Annotated in this window: 21 protein-coding genes; 7 read left to right on the plus strand and 14 right to left on the minus strand. The window is 74.2% G+C overall.

The genetic code is table 11. From position 1 onward, the window contains the following. Positions 1-11: 11 nt before the first annotated feature. Positions 12-413, minus strand: coding sequence for a nuclear transport factor 2 family protein (locus tag A6A06_RS24855; protein ID WP_073763551.1), 402 nt, complete (start codon positions 411-413; stop codon positions 12-14). 293 nt (positions 414-706) lie between these two features. Then, positions 707-2542, minus strand: a complete 1836-nt coding sequence (locus A6A06_RS24860; RefSeq protein WP_242440926.1) for an FAD-dependent monooxygenase — start codon at positions 2540-2542, stop codon at positions 707-709. Between the two features lie 111 nt (positions 2543-2653). On the opposite strand from A6A06_RS24860, the gene A6A06_RS24865 reads away from it, so the two are divergent. Together A6A06_RS24865 and A6A06_RS24870 are read left to right on the plus strand one after the other, a co-directional pair. After that, the gene (locus A6A06_RS24865) at positions 2654-3091 is read left to right on the plus strand and encodes a MerR family transcriptional regulator (protein ID WP_199931126.1); all 438 of its coding nucleotides are present in this window, start codon (positions 2654-2656) and stop codon (positions 3089-3091) included. Positions 3092-3209: 118 nt separating this feature from the next. After that, entirely contained in the window at positions 3210-4271 is a 1062-nt protein-coding gene (locus A6A06_RS24870; RefSeq protein WP_073763552.1) for a fatty acid desaturase family protein, read from the plus strand. A 96-nt stretch (positions 4272-4367) separates the two neighbouring features. On the opposite strand, the gene A6A06_RS24875 is transcribed toward A6A06_RS24870, so the two are convergent. From A6A06_RS24875 to A6A06_RS43995, 8 genes are all read right to left on the minus strand, one after another. Continuing rightward, positions 4368-5759, minus strand: coding sequence for an amino acid permease (locus A6A06_RS24875; RefSeq protein WP_073763553.1), 1392 nt, complete (start codon positions 5757-5759; stop codon positions 4368-4370). Between the two features lie 87 nt (positions 5760-5846). Further along, positions 5847-7970 (minus strand): phage holin family protein, encoded by a 2124-nt coding sequence (locus A6A06_RS24880; RefSeq protein WP_073763554.1) that lies wholly within the window; start codon positions 7968-7970, stop codon positions 5847-5849. Between the two features lie 190 nt (positions 7971-8160). Next, positions 8161-9357 (minus strand): LLM class flavin-dependent oxidoreductase, encoded by a 1197-nt coding sequence (locus A6A06_RS24885; protein ID WP_073763555.1) that lies wholly within the window; start codon positions 9355-9357, stop codon positions 8161-8163. A gap of 54 nt (positions 9358-9411) precedes the next feature. Beyond that, positions 9412-10638, minus strand: coding sequence for an SfnB family sulfur acquisition oxidoreductase (locus tag A6A06_RS24890; RefSeq protein WP_073763556.1), 1227 nt, complete (start codon positions 10636-10638; stop codon positions 9412-9414). A 24-nt stretch (positions 10639-10662) separates the two neighbouring features. Beyond that, complete coding sequence (ssuE, locus tag A6A06_RS24895) at positions 10663-11217, minus strand: NADPH-dependent FMN reductase (protein ID WP_073763557.1); 555 nt, start codon at positions 11215-11217, stop codon at positions 10663-10665. 92 nt (positions 11218-11309) lie between these two features. Next, complete coding sequence (locus A6A06_RS24900; RefSeq protein WP_073763558.1) at positions 11310-12527, minus strand: acyl-CoA dehydrogenase family protein; 1218 nt, start codon at positions 12525-12527, stop codon at positions 11310-11312. Between the two features lie 73 nt (positions 12528-12600). Next, entirely contained in the window at positions 12601-13734 is a 1134-nt protein-coding gene (gene sfnG / locus A6A06_RS24905; protein ID WP_073763559.1) for a dimethylsulfone monooxygenase SfnG, read from the minus strand. Between the two features lie 291 nt (positions 13735-14025). Then, positions 14026-14328, minus strand: coding sequence for a putative leader peptide (locus A6A06_RS43995; protein WP_443333778.1), 303 nt, complete (start codon positions 14326-14328; stop codon positions 14026-14028). Here A6A06_RS43995 and A6A06_RS24910 point away from each other — a divergent pair. The 3 genes from A6A06_RS24910 to A6A06_RS24920 all read left to right on the plus strand — a co-directional run bounded on the left by A6A06_RS24910 (position 14321) and on the right by A6A06_RS24920 (position 16829). Continuing rightward, positions 14321-15271 carry a LysR family transcriptional regulator gene (locus tag A6A06_RS24910; protein ID WP_073764557.1) on the plus strand — a complete coding sequence of 317 codons (951 nt, stop codon included), beginning with the start codon at positions 14321-14323 and terminating at the stop codon, positions 15269-15271. The two genes, A6A06_RS43995 and A6A06_RS24910, sit on opposite strands and share 8 nt — an antisense overlap. Before the next feature lie 128 nt (positions 15272-15399). Then, a complete protein-coding gene (locus A6A06_RS24915) occupies positions 15400-16212 on the plus strand; it encodes an MBL fold metallo-hydrolase (RefSeq protein WP_073764559.1) in 813 nt (270 codons plus the stop codon). Then, positions 16185-16829 carry a DedA family protein gene (locus tag A6A06_RS24920; RefSeq protein WP_242440927.1) on the plus strand — a complete coding sequence of 215 codons (645 nt, stop codon included), beginning with the start codon at positions 16185-16187 and terminating at the stop codon, positions 16827-16829. The genes A6A06_RS24915 and A6A06_RS24920 overlap by 28 nt, the downstream gene beginning before the upstream one ends. Positions 16830-16876: 47 nt before the next feature. Here A6A06_RS24920 and A6A06_RS24925 read toward each other — a convergent pair whose 3' ends face one another. From A6A06_RS24925 to A6A06_RS24935, 3 genes are all read right to left on the minus strand, one after another. Then, a complete protein-coding gene (locus A6A06_RS24925; RefSeq protein WP_073763560.1) occupies positions 16877-17998 on the minus strand; it encodes an MBL fold metallo-hydrolase in 1122 nt (373 codons plus the stop codon). Between the two features lie 196 nt (positions 17999-18194). After that, positions 18195-19409 (minus strand): aminotransferase class I/II-fold pyridoxal phosphate-dependent enzyme, encoded by a 1215-nt coding sequence (locus A6A06_RS24930; RefSeq protein ID WP_073763561.1) that lies wholly within the window; start codon positions 19407-19409, stop codon positions 18195-18197. 261 nt (positions 19410-19670) lie between these two features. Further along, complete coding sequence (locus tag A6A06_RS24935) at positions 19671-20489, minus strand: ANTAR domain-containing response regulator (protein WP_073763562.1); 819 nt, start codon at positions 20487-20489, stop codon at positions 19671-19673. Positions 20490-20671: 182 nt separating this feature from the next. On the opposite strand from A6A06_RS24935, the gene A6A06_RS24940 reads away from it, so the two are divergent. Beyond that, positions 20672-21934, plus strand: a complete 1263-nt coding sequence (locus A6A06_RS24940; RefSeq protein ID WP_073763563.1) for a PAS domain-containing protein — start codon at positions 20672-20674, stop codon at positions 21932-21934. Between the two features lie 55 nt (positions 21935-21989). On the opposite strand, the gene A6A06_RS24945 is transcribed toward A6A06_RS24940, so the two are convergent. Continuing rightward, positions 21990-22874 carry a SigB/SigF/SigG family RNA polymerase sigma factor gene (locus tag A6A06_RS24945; RefSeq protein ID WP_242440928.1) on the minus strand — a complete coding sequence of 295 codons (885 nt, stop codon included), beginning with the start codon at positions 22872-22874 and terminating at the stop codon, positions 21990-21992. A 331-nt stretch (positions 22875-23205) separates the two neighbouring features. Between A6A06_RS24945 and A6A06_RS24950 the strand changes: the two genes are divergently transcribed. Next, complete coding sequence (locus tag A6A06_RS24950) at positions 23206-24297, plus strand: enolase C-terminal domain-like protein (protein ID WP_073763564.1); 1092 nt, start codon at positions 23206-23208, stop codon at positions 24295-24297. The last annotated feature ends 5 nt before the right edge of the window (positions 24298-24302 follow it).

Here is a 24302-nt window from a genome sequence, read left to right on the forward strand (position 1 = left end):
TCTGCATCTGCTCACACACTGGGTACGCGGTCCAGGAACCCGGAGACGGAACGGATCCGGCCATCCTCGGCGAGGGTGGCGACATCGGTCCCGGCGACCGGGGCCGAACCGTCCGGCGCCACCAGCTCCCAGCTGAACCGGACGAGGTCGTGGTGCCCGTCCGGGTCGCCCAGCAGCCGGAACACGAAGCCGGGGAACTGCGCGTGGGCTCCGGCGATGACGGCGGCGAGCCGGCTGTGCCCCGTGGTGTCGGCGAGCGGGTCGGTGTAGGTGGCGTCCTCGGTGAAGGCCGCGGTGAGGGCAGCGGCCGCACCGTCACGGTCCGAGGCGGCCGCGTTCCACGCCGTGAAGTACCGCGCTACCGCGCCCTCGTAGCGCTCCGCGCCGGTGGTCCGGGGGTCTGTCTGAGTCATGGCCGGTCTCCTGCTGTCTCGTCACGTTTACGGGTCCGCGGTGCGCCGCGGCCCCCTTGCGGACCGGTTCGCGGGCCGGAGTGCGCCGTCCCGCGAACCGATGCCTCAAAGATGCCGGGACGCGGCGAACGGGTCGATTACGTGACAGGTAATGGGCCGGGCCTGGTGGTGAGTTGCCCTGGCCGGGCGTTCAGCAGGCGCAGGGGCAGGGGCAGTGTCCGTCAGGGGCAGGGGCAGTGTCCGTCAGGGGCAGGGGCAGTGTCCGTCAGGTGCCGGGGCAGGCAGCGCGTCCGTCAGGCGCCGTGGGCGTCCGGCTTGTCTGTTTGGCCGAGCAGTGCCGCCAGTGTCCGCTGGACGGCGGTGACCGGGTCGGCGGCGAGGCGGTCCGCGCGCCAGGCCACGAAGTGGTCGGGGCGGACGAGTACGGCTCCGTCGGGCGCGAGGCCGGGGAGAGCGCCGTCGGGGACGCGGTGCGCGTCGAGGACGATGCCGAGGGCGGCGGCCGCCTCCGTGGCGGCGGACAGCCAGGGGGTGCCCAGCGGTCCGGCGAACAGCGTCCAGTCGGCGCCGGCGAGGTCGAGGGTGGAGGTCCGGCCGTTCCCGGGGGTCTCCAGGAGGTGGTGGGGCAGCCGGTGGCCCGGGTGTACGCGGTCGGAGAGGACGTCGGGGGCGGCGGGTCCGGTGCGGGACGGGTCACCCTGGCCGCCCGGGTCACCCGGGTCGCCATGGATGTCCGGCGCTGAGAGGTCGCCGGGGTCGCCCGGGACGACCGGCGCTGAGGTGTCTCCGGGCGGGATGACGGCGCCCGCGGGGTACGCGTAGCGCATCATCGCGTGGATGTATTCCCGTATCGCCAGTTCGTACAGCTCGTTCGGGTCTCCGTCGCCGAGGGACCGGTAGCCCTGGTGCATGGTGCGGGAGAGCGCGAGGGAGGCCCGTACCGCGGCGCGGCGCTCCGGCTCGTACGTGTCCAGCAGCCGCTGCGTGGCCTGTCCGCGCAGGACGGCGGCGAGTTTCCAGGCGAGGTTGTGGCCGTCCTGGACACCGGTGTTCATCCCGAGTCCGCCCGCCGAACTCTGTACGTGCGCGGAGTCGCCGGCGAGGAAGACCCGGCCGCTCCGGAAGGCCGACGCCGCGCCCACGGCCGCCTCCCAGGCGTTCACCGCGACCAGGTCGACGGGCAGGGCGGGGTCGCCGATGGCGGCCCGCAGGAGGGCCAGGGCGCGGTCCGCCGGGAGCGGCGCGATGCCGTCCGTGTCGTCCGGGCGGCCCGGGTAGTCCATGAGGTGGGAGACCCACTGGTCACGGCCGTTCGCGGAGATGACGGTCGCGAAGACGTCCGCGTTCCGTACGAAGCACAGGGTTTCGTGCAGGCCTGCCGTTCCGGCCGGGATGTCGGCGCGGTAGAAGGCGGTGTGCAGCCGGGCGACCACCTCGCGGTCGGGCACGGTGATGCCCAGGAGACGCCGTACGGTGCTGTGCGCGCCGTCGGCGCCGATCACGTAGTCGGCGGTGATGCCGTACTCCTCGCCGGTCCCGGCGTCGGCGAGCCGCACCCGTACGCCGTCCGCGCCCTGTTCGAGGCCGGTCAGGGCAACGCCGGACCGCATGTCACCGCCGCACCGCAGCAGTTCGCCGTACGCCAGCCGCTGCACCTGGAGGTGGTTGAGCATCAGCCGGCTGTCGACCGGGCTGCAGTTCTCCAGCCACCGTACGTACCGCGCGGGAGGCGCCACGTGCTGCCGTTCGCCGCCCAGCGCGGTGTCCTTGAACACGGCCTGGAACGGCTCGGGTCCGTACCAGCCCGTCCGCTCGACGGCGTCCCGGAGGCCCGCCGTGCGGAGCAGTTCCAGCGTGCGCAGGCTGCTCATCGCCCGCGGCGGGCCCCCGAACGGGTCCCGCTTGTCCACCACGAGGGCGGGCACGCCCCGCTGTGCCAGGAACATCGCCGTGGTCAGGCCGACCGGTCCGCCACCGGCCACGAGCACCGGAACGGCCGCGGGCAGCGGAACGGCTGCGGGCAGCGGCCGTTCCGCCGCCGCGCGCTCCCCCGTCTCCGGGCGCTCCGCCGTCTCCGGGCGCTCCCCTGCCTCCGCCGCGCCGCCGGGGCCCGCCCCTGGCTCCGTCATCGCATTCCGTACGCGCACGTCACACCGTCCTCGTTCGCCCGGCCCGGCCCGTCGCCGGGCCCGGTCGGCCCAGCCTGGACGCTCAAGCCGACTTGAGCGCAAGATGGGGCCGTGCCCCATGACGGTGACGAGCTGCGTTCGATCAGTGAAGTGGCCCGCGGCTTCGGCCTGCCGGTGTCCACGCTGCGGTACTACGACGAGCTGGGCCTGCTGCCGCCCGCCGGGCGCCGCGGCAGCGTACGGCACTACGGCCGCCGGGAACTGCGCCGCCTCGCGCTGATCCAGCACCTGCACCACGGCGGCATGATGAGCCTCGCGGACACCGCCGCCGCGCTCGGCGAACGCGGCCCGGACGGCCGGCGGCAGCCGCCGGGGCGCGCCGTGCTGACCGGTGCCATCGCACTCATCGAGGAGCGCGTGGCGGACCTCCAGGCCGCGCGGCACCGGCTCGCGCACCTGCTGACCTGCCCGACCGACGACCCGGTACGGGAGTGCACGCTGCTGCGCGAGGAATTGGACCAGTACGTGGCGGAGGCGCTGGACCGCTGATCAGCCGCCGCGCGGGGCACGGTGTGGCCAGCCCCCCTGCGGCACACCGGCTGGCCCCCGTCGCACCGGGGGGAGAGCAGGCTGTCGTGCCCCTTCCGCGATCAGAAGACTCGACCGCATGACGACAAGCATCGAACCCGCGCCCGTCCCGGCAGCCCCGGGAGCGGCCGGAGGCAGTGACTTCGCCCGGCTCTCCCGCCGGGTGGCCGACGCGGGGCTGCTGAGGCGGCGGCCCGGTTACTACGCGGCCCGGCTGTCCCTCGTGACGGCCGCGTACGCCGGGGGCTGGGCGGCGTTCGGCGCGCTCGGCGACACCTGGTGGCAGCTGGGCACCGCCGTCTTCCTGGCCCTCGTCTTCGGGCAGGTCGCGCTGGTCACCCACGACGTGGCCCACATGCAGGTGTTCCGTACCCGGCGCCCCAGCGGGATCGGCGGGCTCCTGTACGGCAACCTCGCCGTGGGGATGTCGTACGGATGGTGGATGAACAAGCACACCCGCCACCACGCCAACCCCAACCACGAGGAGCTGGACCCGGATGTGGCGCCGGACATCCTCGTGTGGTCGCAGGACCAGGCGCGCGCGGCGCGCGGCCTGCCCCGCTTCATGGGCCGTCATCAGGCCCGGCTGTTCTTCCCGCTGCTCACGCTGGAGGGCTTCAACCTGCATGTGTCGGGCGTGCGGGCCCTGTGGTCACCGGCCATGAAGAACCGGGGCGTGGAGGCGGCCCTGCTGCTGACGCACATCGTGGTCTATCTCGGGGCGCTGTTCCTCGTCCTGTCCCCCGGCAAGGCGCTCGCCTTCCTCTTCGTCCACCAGGCGGCCTTCGGTGTCTATCTGGGCTGCACCTTCGCGCCGAACCACAAGGGCATGCCGACGCTGACCGGCGGCGACCGGCCGGACTTCCTGCGGCGCCAGGTGCTGACCTCGCGCAACGTCCGCGGCGGACGGCTCACCGACATCGCCCTCGGCGGCCTGAACTACCAGATCGAGCACCACCTCTTCCCGAACATGCCGACGCCGCACCTGCGCCGCGCCCAGGTGATCGTGCGTGCCTACTGCGCCGAGATCGGGGTCCCGTACCACGAGACGGGCCTGCTCGCCTCGTACGGTGAGGCGCTGCGCCACCTCCACCGGGTGGGCGAGCCGCTGCGCGGGCGGCGTACGGGCGGAGAGGCCTGACGAGGCGCCCCTGACGCCGCCGCGGGGTCACCTGCCGGGCTGTCACGGCGTCACCGCCCACGCTGCCCCGGCATCACCGTCCGGGCCGCCCCGGCGTCACCGTCCGGGCTGTCCCGGCTCTCCGGCCGCGACCGCCTCGTCGGCGGGCCGGCCGGCTGCCGCTTCCTCCGCGCGCCGGCGGCTCGTGCGGCGGGCCGACATCCAGGCGTAGACGAGGATGCCGGCGAACAGGAACAGCACGCCCTGGTAGATCGCCGCGTATCCGGCACCGGCCACCAGCCAGAAGGTGAAGCCGAACGCGACCAGCGCGAGCACCAGGTCCCGCGCGAAGCGGGCCGGGCGGACCTTGTCGCGCTCGCCGGTCAGCAGGAAGTAGATCTGGGCGCCGGCGGCGAGCAGGTAGGGCACGGTCGCCGAGAACGTCGTGATCAGTACGAGGATCTCGAAGACGCCGCCCGCCCCGATCAGGTAGTTGATCACGGTCAGGGCCGTGGCCAGCACCGAGGCGGCCAGTACGCCGAAGGTCGGCACCCCGCGCTGCTTCTTCAGGAAGGCGGCCGGGAACAGCCCGTCCTTGGCGGCGGCGTACGGCGACTGGGCGCTCATCAGCGTCCAGCCGTTCAGCGCGCCGACGATCGAGACGACCGCCGCGACCGCGATGACCGTGCCGCCCCACTGCCCGCCGAACATGGCGTTCACCGCGTCGGAGAACGGCGCCTTGGAGTCCACCAGCTTGTCGTGCGCGACCGTGCCGAAGACCGAGACCGTGCCGAGCAGGTAGACGACGGCGGCGCCGATCGTGCCGAGGACGGTGGCGCGGCCCACGTTGCGCTCGGGGTCGCGCACCTCGCCCGCGCTCATCGCCGCGGACTCCACGCCCACGTAGCTGTAGAGCAGGATGGCCGCGGCGGCCGACATGCCGCCGATCGCGCTGCCGCCGCCCTCGTTGAACGAGCCCAGCTTGTCCGGGTCGAAGAAGAACAGCCCGACGACCGCGATGAACAGCAGCGGGACGAACTTCAGGACGGTGGAGACCAGCTGGACCGCGCCGACGTAGCGGGTACCGGCGAAGTTGGAGAGCGCCGGGAGCCAGAGCGCGACCAGCGCCACCAGCAGGTCCATGCCCTTGGAGTCGTGCCCGGGGAAGAGCACGTGGACATAGCCGACGGCGGCGACCGCGAGGGCCGCGTTGCTCACCCAGGTCATGGTCCAGTACGACCAGGCCGACAGGAAGCCGGCGAAGTCGCCGAACGCCTCGCGGGCGTAGACGTAGGGGCCGCCGGTGTCCGGGTGGCGTGCGGCCAGCCGCCCGAAGACCAGGGCCAGCGCGATGGCGCCGACGGTCAGGACGCCGAAGGCGACCAGGCTCACGGTGCCGAAGGGGGCTACCGAGGCCGGCAGGAGAAAGATGCCGCCGCCGATGATGTTGCCCATCACCAGACAGATGGCGGTCCCTAGACCGAAGCGGCGGGTGTGCCGGTCGTGCATGGCTTTGGTGGGCCTCTCGTCGTGCTGTGCGGGCCCGGAGTTGCCGGGCGACTGCTCATGGTCTTCGACCTGCAACGTTGCACAAAATCAGCGGGTATTGTCCCGCACGGCACCGTCGGCCGGTGAAAATACTTCGGGCGCGGGCCCTCCTGGCCGTAGTTCGTCCGCCGGGCCCCCACGGGGTATCTGCGGCCCGTCCACCTCGCGCAGCCAGCGCCGCAGGATGGCGTGGATCTGCTCCGCACCGGTCGGCTGCGCTCCGTCGGCGGTGGGCGGGGACAGCTCGGCGGGCCACAGCAGAAAGGGCCGGCTCTGCTCGCCGCCCAGCCCGCCGTGCGAGCCGATCTGCTCCTCGAAGGCGTGCACCGCGCCCGTCGCCGGGTCGCAGGAGGAATTGACCATGATGTCCGCGACGTGCGGGAAGCCGTCCGTGCGCCGTACGGCGTCCGCCGCGCCCGCGCCGAACCCGGCCAGGGGGTCGCGGCCCACGATCCGGCCGGTGCCGAGGTGGTGCTCGGCGCCGCCGGGCCCCAGCACCACGGCCCCGTGCACGGCGGAGCGCACGAGGAGGAAGCCGACGCCGGGATGGTTGGCGAGGGTGGCCAGCAGCGCCGGGTGGCGGCGCTCGATCTCCTCGCGGGTGACCCGTCCGGGCAGGTCGGGGAAGGACACCAGGCCCAGGTTCCCCGAGGCCAGCACGACGGGGTCGGACGGGCCGCAGCCGTCCGCCGCCTCCGGGCGGTGCAGCGCGGCGCGGGCCGCCTCGCGCGCCTCGGCCCCGCTCGCGGTCCGCCCGGCGCGCCGGGACACCGGCAGGCCGCAGCCGGCCCGCACCAGGTCCTCCAGCCCGAGCCCGTAGGTGTCCAGGAAGGTCGCGCCGGGGCTCTGGCCGTGGTCGGAGAGCAGGACGAGGCGGTAGCGGCGGGGGGCGTACTGCGCGGCGTCGGCGATCAGCCCGACGGCGCGGTCCAGGCGGCGCAGCACCTGGCGGGTGTCGCGGTGCCGGGGGCCGGAGTGGTGCGCCACCTCGTCGTAGGCGACCAGGTCGGCGTAGACGGCGGTGCGGCCGGCGAGCAGGTCGCCGATGACGGCGGCGACCACGACATCGCGCTCGACGACGGTCGCGAAGGCCCGGATGAACGGATAGAGGCCGCCGCGCTTGACGCGCGGGGTCTCCCGGCGGAACCGCGACCGCAGGGACTGGCCCGTCTCGCGGAAGATCTCGGCGACGAAGGACACGGCGGTGCGGGTCGCGTTGGCCGGGTCGGAGAAGTACGCGAAGTAGCCCGCGCGGGAGCGGTTGTGCCGGCCGCGGCGGGCGGCCACCGACATCACCAGGGCGAGCTGGTCGGCGCCGCCGCTGAAGAGGTTGCCGCGGCTCGCGCCGTCGAAGCCGAGCAGTCCGCCGTCGCCCGTGCGGGCCACGGCACGCCGCTGGAGCTCGGCCGCGCCGCTGGGCCGGTTGCTGACGATCAGCCGGCCGGTCTCCTTCTCGTACCACCGGAAGGCGGGCAGGTCGTGGTTGCTGCCGTGCAGGATGCCGAGCTGGCTGGCGCCGGTCTGGCTGGACCAGTCCGTCCCCCACGGGGTCAGGCGGTGGGTGGTGCCGAGCCAGCCCGCGAGCGTCCCCATCAGGGGCCGGTCGCCGCCGGTCGCCTCGCGCAGCAGGTCGTGGCCGAGGCCGTCGAGCTGGAGGAAGACCGTGCCGGGCGCTATGGGGCCCGGGTCGCCGGGGGCGCCGCGGCGGCGGCCGTGCCGGCGGCCGGCCAGCCGCACCAGACGGCGGCGGTACGCCTCGTCGTCGCGCACCGCGAGGAAGGTGGAGGTGGCGGACGAGGTCGCGGACATGACGGCGGCGACGATCACGGCCGTCTCGGGTGCGGCCTGGCCGCGCCCCTCCGGGATCAGGCCGAGGGCGACCAGCAGCAGCGAACCGTTCAGGAAGAAGACCAGCAGTCCCAGGACGAGGGCGGGCACCAGCAGCAGGGCCCGCACGACCAGGGGCCAGACCAGGGCGCTGAGCAGGCCGAAGGCTCCGGCGCCGAGCGCGGCGGTGAGGAACGTGCGGGTGAGGCTGTCACCGCTCGCGGACTGGAGGCGGAAGTCGGGCAGCAGGCCGGCGAGCACCAGCAGCGTCAGCGAGGACACCACCCAGACCGCCGTGATCCGCAGCAGGGCACCGCCCGCCGTCCTCCACCGGGGACGCCGCATCGCGCACTCACCTCGCTCCCGCCGCTCGTCACGCTCGGACACCCTCGCCGGGCATCACGCATACAGCGTGTCACAGCCCACTGACAGCGCGGCGGGACGGCGGGACGACGGCGCCGGGAGGGCGGTGCCGAGAGGGCCCGGCTCCGGGAGAGCCCGGCTCCGGGCGGCCCCGGCTCCGGGCACGCCCGCCTCATGCCCTCCCGGCGAACGGCACCTGCACGTCCGGCACCGCCCCCGGACCTGCCCCCGGGACGGCCCCCGAACCGGGCCCCCGCCCCGCGCCCGCCGCCCCCGGATGCCTCCAGAGCCCCGCGTCCGCCAGCCGCGGCAGCACCCCCTCGCCGAACCAGTACGCCTCTTCGACGTGCGGATGGCCGGACAGGACGAATTCCTCGATGCCGAGCCGCTGGTACTCGGTGATCCGCTCCGCCACCTCGGCGTGGCTGCCCACCAGGGCGGTGCCCGCGCCGCCGCGTACCAGCCCGATGCCCGCCCAGAGGTTCGGCGCGACCTCCAGCCCGTCGGTGCTGCCGCCGTGCAGTGCCAGCATCCGCCGCTGGCCCTCGGACTCGCTGCGGGCCAGCCCTTCCTGTACGGCCCGCACCGCCTCCGGAGAGAAGCCGTCCAGCAGCCGGCGTGCCTCGGCCCATGCCTGGTCCGCGGTGTCCCGCGTGATCACGTGCAGCCGGATGCCGAAGCGCACCGTGCGCCCGGCGTCGGCGGCCAGCTTCCGTATCCAGGTGATCTTCTCCGCCACCTGGCCGGGCGGTTCGCCCCAGGTCAGATACACGTCGCTGAACCGGGCCGCGACCTCCCCCGCCGCTGCCGAGGACCCGCCGAAGTAGACCGGCGGTACGGGGTCGGGGACGCGGGCCAGCCGCGCCTGCTCGACCCGCAGGTGCTCCCCGGCGAAGTCGACGGTCCGCCCCTGCCACAGGTCCCGCACGATGCGGAGGAACTCGCCGGTGCGGGCGTACCGCGCTTCCTTGCCGAGGAAGTCGCCGTACGCGCGCTGCTCGTGGCTCTCGCCTCCGGTGACGACGTTGAGCAGCAGCCGGCCCGGCGCGTGCCGCTGGAAGGTGGCGGCCATCTGGGCGGCCAGGGTGGGCGCGACGAAGCCGGGCCGGAAGGCCACCAGGAACTTCAGGCGCTCGGTCTCGCGGGCGAGCATCGCCGTGGTGAGCCAGGCGTCCTCGCACCACGCTCCGGTGGGGGTGAGCGCGCCTTCGAAGCCCAGTTGTTCGGCGGCGCGGGCGATCTGGGTGAGGTAGCCGAGGGTGGCGGGCCGCTGGCCGCCCGCCGCGCCGGCGGGCAGGCCGTGTCCGCCGCCGACGACGTGCCGGCTGTCGCCGTAGGTCGGCAGGAACCAGTGGAAGGTGAGGCTCACGAATTCTCCGGGTGCTGATGAGGGGTGGGAGGGGCGGCGCGGGCGGTCCCGCGGTCAGAGGAGGCCGTGCCGGGGCGGCCGGATCCCGTTGAGTACGTACCGGCCGAGGTGCTGCACCTTCCAGCGCGCCGGGTCGTGCAGCGTGTGGGTCCGTGCGTCGCGCCAATGGCGGTGCAAGTTGAGCCCGTCCAGCGCGGACCGGGTGCCGGCCACTTCGAACAGCGCGCTGCCGGTCTCCACCGCCGCCTCCCCCGCGTACGCCTTCGCCGCGGCGACCGCGACCGACGCTTCGGCGGCGGTGTCGTCGGTGAGGGCGGCGGTGGCGGTGTCCACGGCGCGGGCCGCGGCTTCCAGGAGGGCGTGCGCGGCCCGGACCCGGAGTTCCAGTTCGCCGAAGCGCTGGACGAGCAGCGGGTCCTCGGCGGCCGTGTCGAAGCCGCTCTCGAACCACGGCCGGCTCTTCGTCCGGACGAATCCGGCCGCTTCGGCGAGCGCTCCCCTGGCGATGCCCGCATCGATGGCGGTGTGCAGCAACTGGGCGACCGCGCCGTGCAGTTGCGGCCCCTCGAAGGTGAGGTGGTGCGGTACGACACGGTCGGCCGGTACGGCGACGGCCTCCAGGCGCACCGTACCGCTGGCGGTGGTGCGCTGGCCCATGCCGTCCCAGTCGTCGGCGACCGTGACGCCGGGCGCGTCACGCGGTACGTACGCGACGTACAGCCGGTCGTCGTCGGCGCGGGCCAGCACCGGGATCCAGTCGGCGAACAGGGCGCCGGTGGAGTAGTGCTTGACCCCGGTCAGCAGGTGGTGGTCACCGGCCGGTTCCAGGCGGGTGCGGATGTCCTGTACGTGCCGGGTGCCCGCCTCGGACTGCGCGTTGCCGAAGCGGCGCCCGGCCAGCACCTCGCGGAAGAAGAACTCCTGCTGGCGGGAACTCCCCTGGGCCAGCAGCACGTTCACGTACACGAAGTGGCTCTGCGGGATCTGGGCGAGGCTGGGGTCGGCGGTGGCCAGCAGCCGGAAGACCTCGGCCAGGGTCCCGGCCGTGACACCGGCGCCGCCGTGCCCGCGCGGCACGGTGATGCCGAGGAGGCCGCTCGCCGAGAGCCGGGCGAGTTCGTCGCGCGGCAGGCGGCGCAGCGCGTCCCGTTCCGCCGCGCCGGAACGAAAGGCGTCGGCCAGCGCGGCCGCCACCGCGAGCGCCTCGGCGTCGTCGGCGATGACGTGTGCCGCTCCGCCGGCCGGTGGCGGGGCCGGGGCGGTGGGCAGGGAAGTGGTCACGATCGCTCCTCTCGTGGCGGCGGTTCAGCCCGCGGCGGCGAGCAGCGGGGCGCGGCCGAGGGCGCCGGAGAACTGGTCGAGGACCTGGTGGAGGGCCTCGGCGGTGCCGGTCTCGATGGCGAGCGCGCCGTCCTCCCGTACGTCGAGGTGCCGGTCCAGGACGAACCAGCCCTGGACGATGTGCGCGGCGCCCATGGAGGAGAGCACCGGCCGCAGGGCGTAGTCGATGGCCAGGACGTGGGCGGTGGTGCCGCCGGTGGCCAGCGGCAGCACGGTCTTGCCCGCCAGCGCGTACTGGGGCAGCAGGTCGAGCAGCGACTTCAGGAGCCCCGAATAGGCGGCCTTGTAGACGGGCGTGCCGATGACCACTCCGTCGGCCTGCGCGAACAGCCGGGTGGCACGGACGATGTCGGGGTGCTGGAAGTCGGCGCCGAGCAGGGCTTCGGCGGACAGCGTACGGACGTCGAGCTCGATGACGCGGTGGCCTTCGGCGGTGAGCCTGGTGTCCAGGTGGCGCAGCAGGCGGGCGGTGCGGGAGGCGGCGGAGGGGCTTCCGGAGACGGACAGGACGGTGGGCATGGCGGGTCACCTCGGGTGGAACGGTCGGCGGCAGCGAAGGCGGCAGCGGATGGGGAGGGGTGAGGAGCGGGCGGGGAGCGGGCGGGGAGCGGTCAGGAGTACCAGGTGGGGGTGGGCAGTTCGCCGGTGAGGACATAGCGGCCGACTTCGCGGCGCTTGTAGGCCACGGGGTCGTGGAGGGTGTGGGTACGGATGTTGCGCCAGAAGCGGTCCAGGCCCTCCGCGGTGGCGGTGGACCGGGCGCCGGTGGCCTCGAAGATCCGGTTGGCGGTGTCCAGGGCCACGTCGGTGGCGTGCGCCTTGGCGGCGGCGACCCGTACCTCGAACTCGCCGCGGTCCTGCTCGGTGACCGCGTCGGGGTCGTCGTGCAGCCGCTGTCCCTCCTCGGCGACCCGGTCGGCGAGGGCCTGGGCCGCCCACAGGCGGGTGGTCAGGTCTCCGTAGATGTCGATCACGTACGGCTCGTCGACGGCCCGGTCGTGTCCGCCGTGCAGCCAGGGCCGGGTGGTGTTGCGGGTGTAGCCCGCCGCCGTCTCCAGGGCGCCGGCGGCGATGCCCAGGTAGAAGTTGACGAACACCAGCTGGATGGTGGGGACGTTGAGGGTGTTGTAGACGCGCGGCTGGAAGGTCTTGCCGACGTAGCCCGCCGCGGCTGCCCAGCCGACGCGGACGTTGTCGAGGGTGACGCCGCCGCTCTCGGTGAGCCGCTGGCCGATGTTGTCCCAGTCGTCGTGGAAGGCGAGGCCCTCGCTGTCCGAGGGGACGATGGCGAAGACGTGGTTCTCGGTGCCTTCCAGGACGCCTTCGAGCACGGTGACGTCGGAGACCTTGCTCCCGGTGGAGAAGGACTTGCGGCCGCTGAAGGCCAGCGTGTCGCCTTCGTCCCGTACGGCCACGTCGGCGTCGCGCGGGTTGACGGCGCCGCCGAAGAACCACCGGCCGCGGGCCGCCTCCGCCTCGACGTGTTCCCACTGCTCGCGGGTGCCGACCAGCCGGGCCGCCCAGTTCCACAGGTAGTGGTAGCCGAGCAGCTGGGCGATCGAGCCGTCCGCCTTGGCGACCTCGCGTACGACCTGGTAGGCGGTGGTCCAGTCCTGGCCGCCGCCGCCGTGTGCGGCCGGGCCGAGCAGGGTGACCAGGCCGGCGTCCTTCAGGAGCCGCACCTCGGCGTAGGGGGTGGCGCCGGCCCGGTCGCGGGCGGCGGCGTCGGTGGCGAGGATCGCGGCGACCTCGGCGGCGCGGGCGGTCCACTCGCGTACGCCGGCGGGCGCGGGACGCGACTGCCAGGTGGTGGGTGCTACGGCACTCATGGGTCTCTCCTTCGTGCGTCGGTGGGTGCGGGGCGGGTGCGCGGTGCGGGGTGGGCGCGCGGTGCGGGGCCGGTCAGGCGAGGGCGGCGGAGGGCCGTGGCGCGTCGGGCAGTTGGGCCTCCAGTTCGCGTACGAGCGGCAGTACGCGCTTGCCGAAGTACTCGACCTCCTCCAGGTAGTGCAGGAAACCGAGCAGGAAGAGGTCCACGCCGAGGCGCTTGTACGCGACGATGCGCTCGGCGATCTGTTCCGGGGTGCCGATCAGCCCCGTACGGAACCCGTCGTTGTACAGGACGAGGTCCTCGAACGACGAGTCCTGCCACATGCCCTTGCCGTCGCCCGTGGACCGGCCCGCCTGGGTGACGGCATGCGAGAAGCCGTGCACGGCCTCGGTGTCCGCCTTGGCGACGATCTCCCGCAGCACCTCGCGGGCCTCCGCCTCGGTGTCCCGGGCGATCAGGAATCCGTTGAGGCCGAAGCGCGGCGCGGGCCGCCCGGCGGCCGCCGCCGAGGCCCGGACGTCGGTGAGCTGTTCGGTGACGCCGTCGAAGTCCTTGCCGTTGCTGAAGTACCAGTCGGAGACCCGTCCGGCCATGGCGCGGGCGGCGGTGGAGTTGCCGCCCTGGAAGATCTCCGGGTGCGGGCGCGGCGGGGTGTTCAGCGGCTTGGGCTTGAGCGAGAAGTCGCGGATGCGGTAGAAGTCGCCCGCCAGCCGGACGTGGTCCTCGGTCCAGATGCTCCGCAGCGCGGTGATGAACTCCTCGGCCCGCCGGTAGCGTTCGTCGTGCTCCAGCCAGGGCTCGCCGAGCGCGGTGAACTCGCCCTTGAACCAGCCGCTGACGACGTTGACCGCGAACCGGCCGCCGGACAGCTGGTCCGCCGTGGCCCCCAGTTTGGCCAGTACGCCGGGGTGCCAGAGGCCGGGGTGGACGGCGGCGATGACCTTCAGGCGCTCGGTGGCGAGCAGCAGGGCGAGGCTGAACGAGGTGGACTCGTGCTGGTACTCGGCGCCGTAGCCGGCCATGTAGCGGACCTGGGTGAGCGCGTAGTCGAAGCCGCTGTTCTCCGCCAGGACGGCGAGGTCGCGGTTGTAGTCGTAACCCCAGTCGGTGCGCTGCTCGATGGTGCTGGTGACCAGGCCGCCGCTGACGTTCGGCACCCAGTAGGCGAAGCGGAGCGGGGCGGCGGCGGGGGGCGGTGCGGGCATTGGGTGCTCCCGGTGGGTCTGGAAGGGCGTGGCGGCGCGTGGCCGCGGCGGTACACGGTCACGGGCGCGGAACCGGCCCTGGAGAACAAAGGGGGAATGCGGTACCGGCCTGCACGCGCAGAAATGACGGATGCGCGAATCACGCAGCCAGCGGCATTTCCGGAGGTACCTGAACCGGAGGTACCGGAAGGAGAAAAGCGGCGTGAATGAGCAAGGATCCGGAGTGCGGATCAACCGGCTCGCCGGAAGAACGCCGGAAGAACGCCGGAAAAAGGCGGACCGATGGCGCCGCTACCGGCCGGAGCGCCGACACAGGGCGCTGGAGACACGTACGAGGTCCACATGACGCCGTTGAGTGAGCTGCCCGGATTTCTTCATCAACACGTCACCTCCCCGCAACAATTCGGCGGTACGGCCGCGACCGGCCGTCCGTTTCCCGCCTCTCCGGGAGTTTACCCAGGCAGCCGCCGCAGGTCGACAAGGCATCCGCGAGGTGGTGATAGGGTCCCCCTTCCACCACCCCATCGGCCGATGAATTCCGCCGGTGAATTCACCGGCCCCCGGTATCGGTTGGAGGCACACCACCGTGCGCATGGAACAGCTGGAATACCTGGCGGCGGTCACCCGGCTCGGATCGCTGCGCCGCGCGGCGGAGGAACTGCACCTGTCGCAGCCCGCGCTGAGCGAGACGGTCCGCAATCTGGAACGGGAGCTGGGGGTGGAGCTGCTGGAACGCAAGCGGTCCGGAGCGAAGATCAGCGCCGAGGGGCGGGAGCTGCTGCCGCACATCGCCGGGGTGCTGGACGCGGTCGACCGGCTGCGGCGGGCGGCCGACGACCAGCACCACGTCAGCCGGATGGTGCGGCTGGGCACGGTCAACGCCGCCACCGTCCCGCTGCTGGTACCGGCCGTCCGCGAGTTCCGCGCCGCCCATCCGCTGACGCAGATGGAGGTGGTCGCGGCGCAGCAGGACGCCATCCAGCAGGGTCTCGCCGAGGGCGGGTTCGACCTCGGGCTGGTCAACTACCTGCGGGGCGACGACCTGCCGCCCGATCTGCACACCACCGAGCTGCTGCGCGGGCGCCCGGTCGTCTGTGTGCGCCCGGACAGCCCGCTGGCCGCGCTCCCGGCGGTCACCGTCGCCGATCTGCTGGCCGAGCCGCTGATCGTGATGCGGTCCGGGTACGTCATGCACCGTTACGTCCACCGGCTGCTCAGGGGCCGCGCACCGTCCTTCTCGTACTCCACCGACGGCGCGGAGATGGGCAAGCTGATGGTGGCCGAGGGGCTCGGCGCCACCGTGCTGCCCGATTACAGCGTGCTCGGCGACCCGCTGGAGCGCAGCGGCGCGATCACCTGCCGCCCGCTGGCGGACGACGCCACCGAGGTCCGCATGGTCATCCAGCGCCGCCGCGCGGGCTCGGTGCCCCGGGCGGCGCGGGACCTGCACGCGATCTTCGTCCGGAGGGCCGGGGAGCGGTCGCGGGCCGGGGTCCTGCCGAGGAGCCGCGCCACCGGCGATCACGGCCCGGCCTGACCGGCGGACACGGCCCGGCCCGGCCGGTTCCGGGGCGCGATGAGGCAGGATCGGGGGGGTGGGACGCACGGCGGACGCGAGCCGTGCGGCCCGGCGCACTGCACGTCGTATCCGGACGGGAGGTCATCGTGGCGGTGGAGGTCACCTGGTGGGGACATGCCACCGTTACGGTCGCCGACTCGGGCGTACGGGTACTGACGGACCCGCTGTTCACCCGGCGGCTGGCGCATCTGCGGCGCCGCCGGGGCGCGCTCCCGCCACCGGCCGCGGCCCGCGCCGACGCCGTGCTCGTCTCCCACCTGCACGCCGACCACCTGCACCCGGCCTCGCTGGCCCGCCTCGCGCCGGGCACCCGGGTGATGGTGCCGTACGGCGCCCTCGCCGCGGTGCCGGGGCTGCGGCGGGTGGCGGCGGCGCGCGGGCTGCCGGTCACCGAGCTGCGGCCCGGCGACACGGTCACGGTCCGCGCCGCGCGGGCGAACGGGTGCGGCCCCGGCGAGGTGACCGTCCGCGCGGTGCACGCGGCGCACGACGGGCGCCGGCTGCCGTACGGCCCGCACCGGGTCCCGGCGCTCGGCTATGTGGTGCACGGCGCGGCGTCGACGTATTTCGCGGGCGACACCGGGCTCTTCGACACGATGGCCGAGGAGGTCGGCGCCTGCGATGTGGCGCTGCTGCCGGTGGGCGGCTGGGGGCCGTTCCTCGGCCACGGGCATCTGGACGCACGGCGGGCGGCCGAGGCGGCGGCCCGGCTGGCACCGGCCAGCGCGGTCCCGGTGCACTACGGCACGTACTGGCCGATCGGCCTGGACGCGGTGCGCCCGCACGAGTTCCACTCCCCCGGTGACGAGTTCGCGCGGCAGGCCGGGCGGCTGGCACCCCGGGTGGCGGTGCACCGGCTCGCGCACGGCGAGTGCGTACGGCTGGCGGGCGCGCGGTGATCGGCGGGCTGGCGGGCAGCGTGCCGCCCGAATCGACGCAGCAGGTGGTGGGCTACCCGTCGCTGTTCCTGCTGGTGGTCCTGGGGTCGCTGGTGCCGGTGGTGCCGACGGGTGCGGTGGTCAGCTCGGCCGCGGTGGTGGCCTTCCACCAGAGATCGCCGTGGGCCCTGCTGGTCGTCTTCGGAGTGGCCGCGCTCGCCGCCTTCCTCGGCGATCTGGGGCTGTACTGGCTCGGACAGCGCGGCGTACGGTCCCGCAACGGGTCGCGCTGGCTGGAGCGACTGCGCGACCGCGCGGCGCCGGAGCGGCTGGCACAGGCGCAGACCAAGCTGCGCGAGCACGGGGTGCTGGTGCTCGTGCTGTCGCGGCTGGTGCCCGCCGGGCGGATACCGGTGATGCTGGCGTGCCTGCTGTCCCGGATGCCGCTGCGGCGCTTCGCCCGCGGCGACCTGCCGGCCTGTCTGGCCTGGGCGGTGACGTACCAGCTCATCGGCCTGCTGGGCGGTTCCCTGTTCAGCAAACCGTGGCAGGGCGTGGCCGCGGCGATCGGCCTGACGCTGGCGCTCAGCGCAGCACCGGCGGCGTGGCGGCGGCTGCGGCACGGCAAGGCCTCCTGAACGGCCGTACGCCACCCGCCGTCCTCTCCCCCGCCCTCGGAAGTCCGTCACCCCTCGGTCGGCGCATTCCCGCCCACCGGAGCGCCCTCCAAAACGCGCGACGCGCCCACCGCGAGGTCCCACAGATCGTCGCGTGGGCGCCCGGCGGCCTCCCAGGCGGTGCGTACGCGGTGCAGCGGCTCCAGGGGGGCTTCGGCCGACAGCAGGAACGTCGACCAGTGCATCGGGGCCATCGCGCGGGCGCCCAGGTCCTGGCAGGCGCGGACCGCTTCCTCGGGGTCGGTGTGCACCGGGCGCAGCATCCAGCGCGGGTCGTACGCGCCGATCGGCAGCAGCGCCAGGTCGATGCCCGGGTACCGGGCGCCGATCTCCTCGAACCAGTGGCCGTAGCCGGTGTCGCCCGCGAAGTACACCCGCCGCCCGTCCGGCGCCGTCAGCACCCAGCCGCCCCACAGGGAGCGGCAGGTGTCGGTCAGTGTGCGCTTGCTCCAGTGGTGGGCGGGGACGAAGTCGAAGCGGACCGGTCCGGCGGGTCCGGGCAGTTCGACGGCTTCCCACCAGTCCAGGTCGGTGACGTCGGTGAAGCGGCGTCGGCGGGCCCAGCGGGCGAGGCCGGCGGGCACCAGGAGCGGGGTGTGCGGCGGCAGCCGCTTGAGGGTGGGGGCGTCCAGGTGGTCGTAGTGGTTGTGGCTGATGACGACCGCGTCGACGGGCGGCAGGTCCTGCCAGCGGACGCCGACCGGGGTGACGCGGGGCGGGGTGCCGAGGATCTTGCGGGACCACACCGGGTCGGTCAGCACGGTCAGGCCGCCGATGCGCAGCACCCAGCTCGCGTGGCCCGCCCAGGTGACGGCGATGTCCCGGGGGCCGGGCCGCGGCATCGGGCCCGGCTCGAACGGGAGGTCGGGGATGTCGAGGAGGGCCTGTGCGGACGGCCGCAGTTTGCCTTCGCGGGCGATGCGGGCCAGGGCGCGTACCCCGGGCAGGGGCGCGGTGAGCCGGTCGGTGAAGTCGCGGGGCCAGGTGCGGACCTCGCGCAGCGGGCGGACCGGCGCGGGGGTGACGCCGGCCGGGTGGGGACCGGCGGCCTGGTGGGGACCGGCGGCCTGGTGGGGACCGGCGGCCGGTGGGAGAGGCTCGGTGAGGGAACGTTCGGTCTGTTCGGTCATCGAGGGGCTCCATTCGGTGGGCATGACCGGTCGTGGTGCCGGTCGTGATGCCGGTCGGTGCGGCCACCGGGGTACGGGCGGAGGCCGTGGACGAGGACCGGAGGGGCGGGGGCCGGCGGGACGGTAGCCGGGGAAGGAAGAGGGAGAGAGAGCGGGATAGGGAGAGGGAGAGAGGCAGGAGCGGAAGGGCGGGCGGCTACGGGGAGCCGGTGTCCGTGAGCGCGGCGAGCGTGGCGGACAGGGCGCTCAACGCCTCGGCCACATGGGGCAGTCGCAGCGGATCGGGAGCTTCGAGGATCTGCTGCCGGTGTCCGGCGTCGGGGCCGAGCAGTACTTCGGTGCTCAGCCGTACGCGCAGCGCGCGCGGATCGTCGCCGAACCGGTGCCCGCCGCGCGCCGCCCAGTGCGCGAGGGCGGTTTCCAGGTGGGTCGGTGCGGTGACGCCCCGGGCGGCCAGTGCGGGGCGCAGCGGGTCGAAGTCGGCGTAGAGGTGGCTGCCTGCGTGCGGCGGCCGGCAGACGGCGCCTGCCGCGGTGAGGGTGTGGTGCAGCGCCCCGGCGAGCGTGCCGTGCACCCGGGCAGCGGCGGCGGTGCGGGCGCGTACGGGTTCCGGTTCGGTGAGGGCGTGGGTGGCGGCGGAGGCGACCGGCCCGGCCACCGGGGTGCGCAGCGCTTCGAGCCGTTCCAGGGTCGCGGCGCGCAGCGCGGCGCCGCGCTCGGTGTCCGGGAACCGGGCCAGTGCGGCGGGCCAGGAGGCGGGCACCAGCGTGGCCCGCAGGTCGGCCAGGACGACGACGTCGTCCGGCAGCATCTCGGCCGGGCTCAGGACGACCGTGTCGTGCGGGTCGTGCAGCAGGTCGCGGCCGGTTTCGTCGCTGACGACCCACAGTCCGTACGCCGCGGCCGCCTCGCACACCTCGTGCACCAGTTCGGGCGGCGGGCAGGTGCCGCTGGGGTCGTCGGCGACGGAGACCAGCAGGACCCGCGGCCCTTCGCCGGTCAGCCGGGCCCGGCGTACGGCCTCCAGCAGCGCGAACGCGTCCGGGATGCCGCCGGATTCGGCCGGTACGGGGACCCGGTGCACCTCCCGGCCGAGCAGCCCGGCGGCCGGCGCGTACCACTGGGCGGCGGGGCGCGGCAGCAGCACGTCACCGCCGGCCGCGGCGAGCAGCGCGAGGAGCAGGGCGGGCGCGCCCGGCGCGGCGAGCACCCGTTCCGGCGCGGTCCACAGGCCGCGGCGCCCCCAGTAGTCGCAGGCGGCGGCGCGCAGCGGCCGGGAGCCGCCGGGCGGCTCGGGGTCCGTGCGGCCCGCGGCGGCGGCGAGGTGCGCGGCGAGGTGCGGGAGGACCGGCAGCCCCGCCGGGGGATCCGGCTCCGGGACCGGATCCGGATCCGGGGCCGTCCGCTGCATCCGTACCTCCACACTCCGCGGCAGGTCGATCGTGGGCCCATCACATGAGTGCGGGCCCCGACCACCTTTGCAGATCGCGGGGGCCGGGAGGCGGGGCGACACGTCACCGGTCGGCTGAGAGGCGGTGTCCGGGCGCGGCGGGAACCGGGTGCGGGGCCCGGGGCGGAAGCGGTTCCGGCCGTCCTAGGGGGCCCCGGCGGTCCTACGGGGGTTCAGGCGGTCCTACGGAGGGCCGACCGCCCTACGAAGGTTCCGGCCGCCCTACGGGGTGGAGCCGGCGTCCGGCGCGGCGGCGTGTCCGGGGTCCGCCCCGTTGCCCGGGGCGGCCGCGCGGGTGCCGCGCCGGGCCTTGTCGCCCAGGCTCCGCAGCTCCGCCTCCAGTCCGTGCCCGCGGGTACGGACCAGGGCGCCGGCGAGATCGGACAGTTTGCGGTTGGTGCGCTGGGACAGCCGGCGCAGCGTGTCGAAGGCCGTGTCCGCGTCGCACCCCAGCACGTACATGAGGATGCCGCATGCCTGGTCGACCACCGGCCGGGTGCGCAGGGCGGTGTCGAGCTGGTCCACCTCGACGAGCGCGTCACGGTAGCGGCGCTCCCGGGCCAGCCCGGTCGCGGCCAGCTCGCCCAGCACGTCCGTCGCCGTACAGCCCTTCTCGACCTTCAGCCCCGGCCGGAAGCCGTAGACGGTGATGGTGAGGGTGATGCCGTCCCGGCGGTACGGGAGGGTGGCGCTGGAGCGTACTCCGGCCTCCAGGGCCTTGGCCCGGTACTCGGGCCAGCGGCTCTCGTGCAGCAGGTCGTCGGCGCCGGTGGCCCGGCCGGTGTCCAGGGCCGCGGGGATGGGGCCCTCACCGGACTCCCACTGCACGCTGACCAGGGCGGACAGGTCGGGATGGGTCACCGCGGTCGGTACGTCGGCGATGCCCTGGCCGGTGCTCACGGTCGCCGCGGCGCCGCAGCTGTCCGGGGTGCACCAGGCGGCCTGTTCGGCGAGGTGGGCGAGGCTGCGGACGGGCGACCCCTCCGCAAGGTCGGACGCCCCGGTCTCGAAGAGGGTGCGGGTCGGCGTGGTTGCGTCCACTGTGTGGTCAGTCCCTTCGGGTCCGTAGACGGGTAGTCAATGGACCCCGCACTGAGTCGGCTGCCCGGTGCGGGCGGTCAAAAACGCCTGTTTCACGTCGAGTTCGGGTGCCCGGGGACGGCGGCCGGTCGGCTTGCCGCCACCGGGGTACGGTCCGGTGGCGCACCGGTTAGCGTGAGGGCATGGCCGAGGTCGAGCGCGTTGCTGCGGAACTCGCGGATTTCCGCAGACGAGTCGAAGAGCTGCGCGCCGCCCGCGCCCTGCCCTCCACCGAGCGGCTGTCCGTCCTGGACGCCGCTCTCTTCGAACTCCAGCACGTCGTGGACGTGCTGCTGCCCCGCCTGGAACGGGGCCTGCCGGCGGAACGGGACAACGGTGCCCGCCGCGCCGCCGAGGAACAGCAGCTGCTGCGCGCGCTGTTCCAGCGGATGCCGTTCGCGGTGGCGCTGCTGGGCCCGGACGCGGTGATACGGCGGCTGAACTTCGCCGGTACCCGGCTGTTCGGCATGCGCGCCGGGTACGCGGCGGGCCGCCCGCTGACCGCCTCGCTCGCCCCCGAGGAGCGGGCCGCCTTCCGCTCCCAGGTGGCCGCGGTCTCCCGCAACGAGGGTGACCGCAGCCTGGTGGTGCGGCTGCTGCCGCCGCCGGACGGGGCCCGGCGGGCGGGCGAGTCGCTGCGGGCCACGATGACGGCGCTGCGGCCCCAGGGCGAGCCGGGCACGTCCGTGCTCACGGTCTTCCTCACCGGCCCGGAGGCGATGGCGGCGGACCGGCCGGGCGCCGCGGAACGCACGGCGGACACGGGCCGGGCAGGCACCCCGCGGCCCGGTCTGTCCGAGGTCACCCGCAACGCCGAACTGATGGACCTCCTCGACGACATGACCATGGCGCTCCTGGAGTCGCCGCGGGAGCCCACCGCCGTACTGGACCGGGCCTGCCGGGTGCTGCGCGGGCGCTTCGCCGACTGGGTGACGGCCGACCTGGTGACCCGCGGCGGAGGCCCGCTGGTGCGGGTGGCGGTGTACGGGGCCGAGAGGGCCGGGCCGCCCGCGCCGTACACCGGGGACGAGGCGTACGGCGCGGACGCTCCGGCGGGCGCGGGCCGCACCGGCGCCCCGCCCCCCTCGGACACCTTGACGGCCACGCTGGCCGCGCAGCTCCCGAAGGACTGCCCCGTCGTCGTCGAGGCGGCCCGCGCGGGCAACGCCAACCTCCAGGTGCGCCCGGAGGACCTCGGCGCGTTCGGCCACGACGCCGCTGGGGCGCCGATTCTGGCCCGCGCCGAGGTGACGTCGTTTCTGTGCGTGCCGCTGCGGGCGACGGCGGGGCCCGTGCGGGGCGTCCTGACGCTGTTGCGCACGGGCGGGCGGCGGGCGTTCAGCATGGCCGAGGCGGGCGCCGTCGACCGGATGGCCCGCCACCTGGGGCGCGCGCTGCGTCCTTGAGCGCGGCCGCCAGGCGTCCTTGAGCGCGGTCCTCAGGCGTCCCTGAGCGCGGCCCTCAGGCCGCTTCGCGTTCGCCCACCTGGTCGCACAGCCGGGTGCAGGTGCGGTTGATGAGCCGGGAGACGTGCATCTGCGAGATGCCGAGCCGGTCGGCGATCCGGCTCTGCGTCATGTCGCAGAAGAATCGCAGGTAGAGGATCTGCCGTTCGCGCTCGGGGAGGCTTTGCAGCTTGGGCCGGACCGCCTCGCGGTCGACGACGAGGTCGAAGCCGGGCTCCGGGCCGCCGAGGGTGTCGACGAGGGAGTACCCGTCGTCGGCGCCGGGCAGTTCGGCGTCCAGGGAGAGCGTCGAGTAGCTCTCCAGCGCCTCCATGCCGAGCAGCACCTCTTCCAGTGTCATGCCGGTGTGGCGGGCGATGTCCCGGGCGGCCGGGCGGTGGTCGTCCGGGGCGTGGGTGAGCTCCAGGGTGGCCGTGCGGACGCGGTTGCGCAGTTCCTGGACGCGGCGGGGCACGTGCAGGCCCCACATGTGGTCGCGGAAGTGCCGCTTGACCTCGCCGACGATGGTCGGCACGGCGAAGCTCTCGAAGGCGCAGCCGCGGTCCGGGTCGTACCGGTCGACGGCCTTGACCAGGCCGAGCGAGGCGACCTGCGTCAGGTCCTCGGTGGTCTCGCCGCGGTTGCGGAACTGCCGCGCGAGGCGCTCGGCCATCGGGAGCCAGGCGCAGACGATGCTCTGGCGCAGGGCGTCCCGCTCCGGCCCGTCGGGCAGTGCCATCAGCGTGCGGAAGTCCGCGCCGGTGTCCGGCGCGTCGTCGTGCGGGTGCTTCTTCTGGGTGCGGCGCGTGCCCAGCGGGCGTTCGGCGGGCCGGCCGCGCTGGGTGCCCGGGGTGCTCTTGGTGCTCTGGAGGTGCGGTGTACGTGTGCGTACAGAGGGCATGGTCTCGGCTCCCTGATCGGTGGACTGGGGTCCTTCCGCGGGAGCGCAGCCGGAGAGCACGCTCGCAGAGCGGTTTCGCTCCCACGGGCGTGCCTCCGGTCCGAAGCACAGGGATCGCGTGCCCGTAGCCGGTGCCGGTAAACGCGCCGCCCGCCGAATCGGCCGCCGCGGGCTCCGGTGCGGGAGGTTTCCGGCCCGTGGGTCAGGTAACCCGTGCGGGACGGTCCGCTGACCACCAGTCATGAACCGGTCAGGAGCGGCGGCGGGAGGGGCAGGACATGCGTACCGGACCCGGTTCCCCATCGAGACCGAAGAGGAGCCCTCCATCACCATGAGAGTCGAGCGGCTGGACGTCACCGCCTACACCGTCCCCACCGACGCGCCCGAAGCCGACGGCACGCTCGCCTGGGACACCACCACCGTCATCGTCGTCGAGGCCCGGTCCGGTACGACCACCGGCCTCGGCTGGACCTACGCCGCCGCCGACACCGGATCGGTCGTACGCGACCTGCTCACCCGTCCGGTCCTCGGCCGGTCCGTACTGGACGTCCAGGGCGCCTACGAGGCCATGAGCCGGGCGGTGCGCAACGCCGGCCGCCCCGGGCTGGTCGCCTGCGCGCTGTCCGCGGTGGACATCGCCCTGTGGGACCTCAAGGCGCGGCTGCTGGAACTGCCGCTGCTGCATCTGATCGGCGCCGTGCGGAGTGCGGTGCCGGTCTACGGCTCGGGCGGGTTCACCACCTACCACGACACCCATCTGGCGACGCAGTTGAACGGCTGGGTGCACGGCCAGGGCATCGAACGCGTCAAGATCAAGATCGGTGAGGAGTGGGGCCACGCCGTCGAACGCGACCTGTCCCGCGTGCGCAACGCCCGTACGGCCATCGGGCCGCGCGCCGAACTGTACGTGGACGCCAACGGCGCCTACACCCGCAAGCAGGCCGTCCGGGTCGGCCGGGCGCTGGCCGACCAGGGCGTGGGCTGGTTCGAGGAACCGGTCTCCTCGGACGACCTGGAGGGCCTGCGGGTCGTCCGCGACCTGGTGGTGTGCGACGTGACGGCCGGCGAGTACGGCTACGACCTGCCGTACTTCGCGCGGATGGCCCCGGTCGTGGACTGCCTCCAGGTCGACGCCACCCGGTGCGGCGGCCTGACGGTCTGGCTGCGCGCCGCGGCCCTCGCCGAAGCGCACGGCCTGGAGGTCTCCGCCCACTGCGCCCCGCACGTCCACGCCCACCCGGCCGCGTGCGTACCGAACCTGCGGCACATCGAGTGGTTCCACGACCACGTACGCATCGAGTCGATGTTCTTCGACGGCGGCCTCGACCCGTCCGGCGGCACGGTCCATCCCGGCGCGAAACAGCTCCCGGGCCACGGCCTGGAATTCCGCCACGAGGAGGCGACTCCGTACCGGGTCCTGTGAAGCGG

This window comes from Streptomyces sp. CB02923, assembly GCF_001905005.1.
GTDB lineage: Bacteria > Actinomycetota > Actinomycetes > Streptomycetales > Streptomycetaceae > Streptomyces.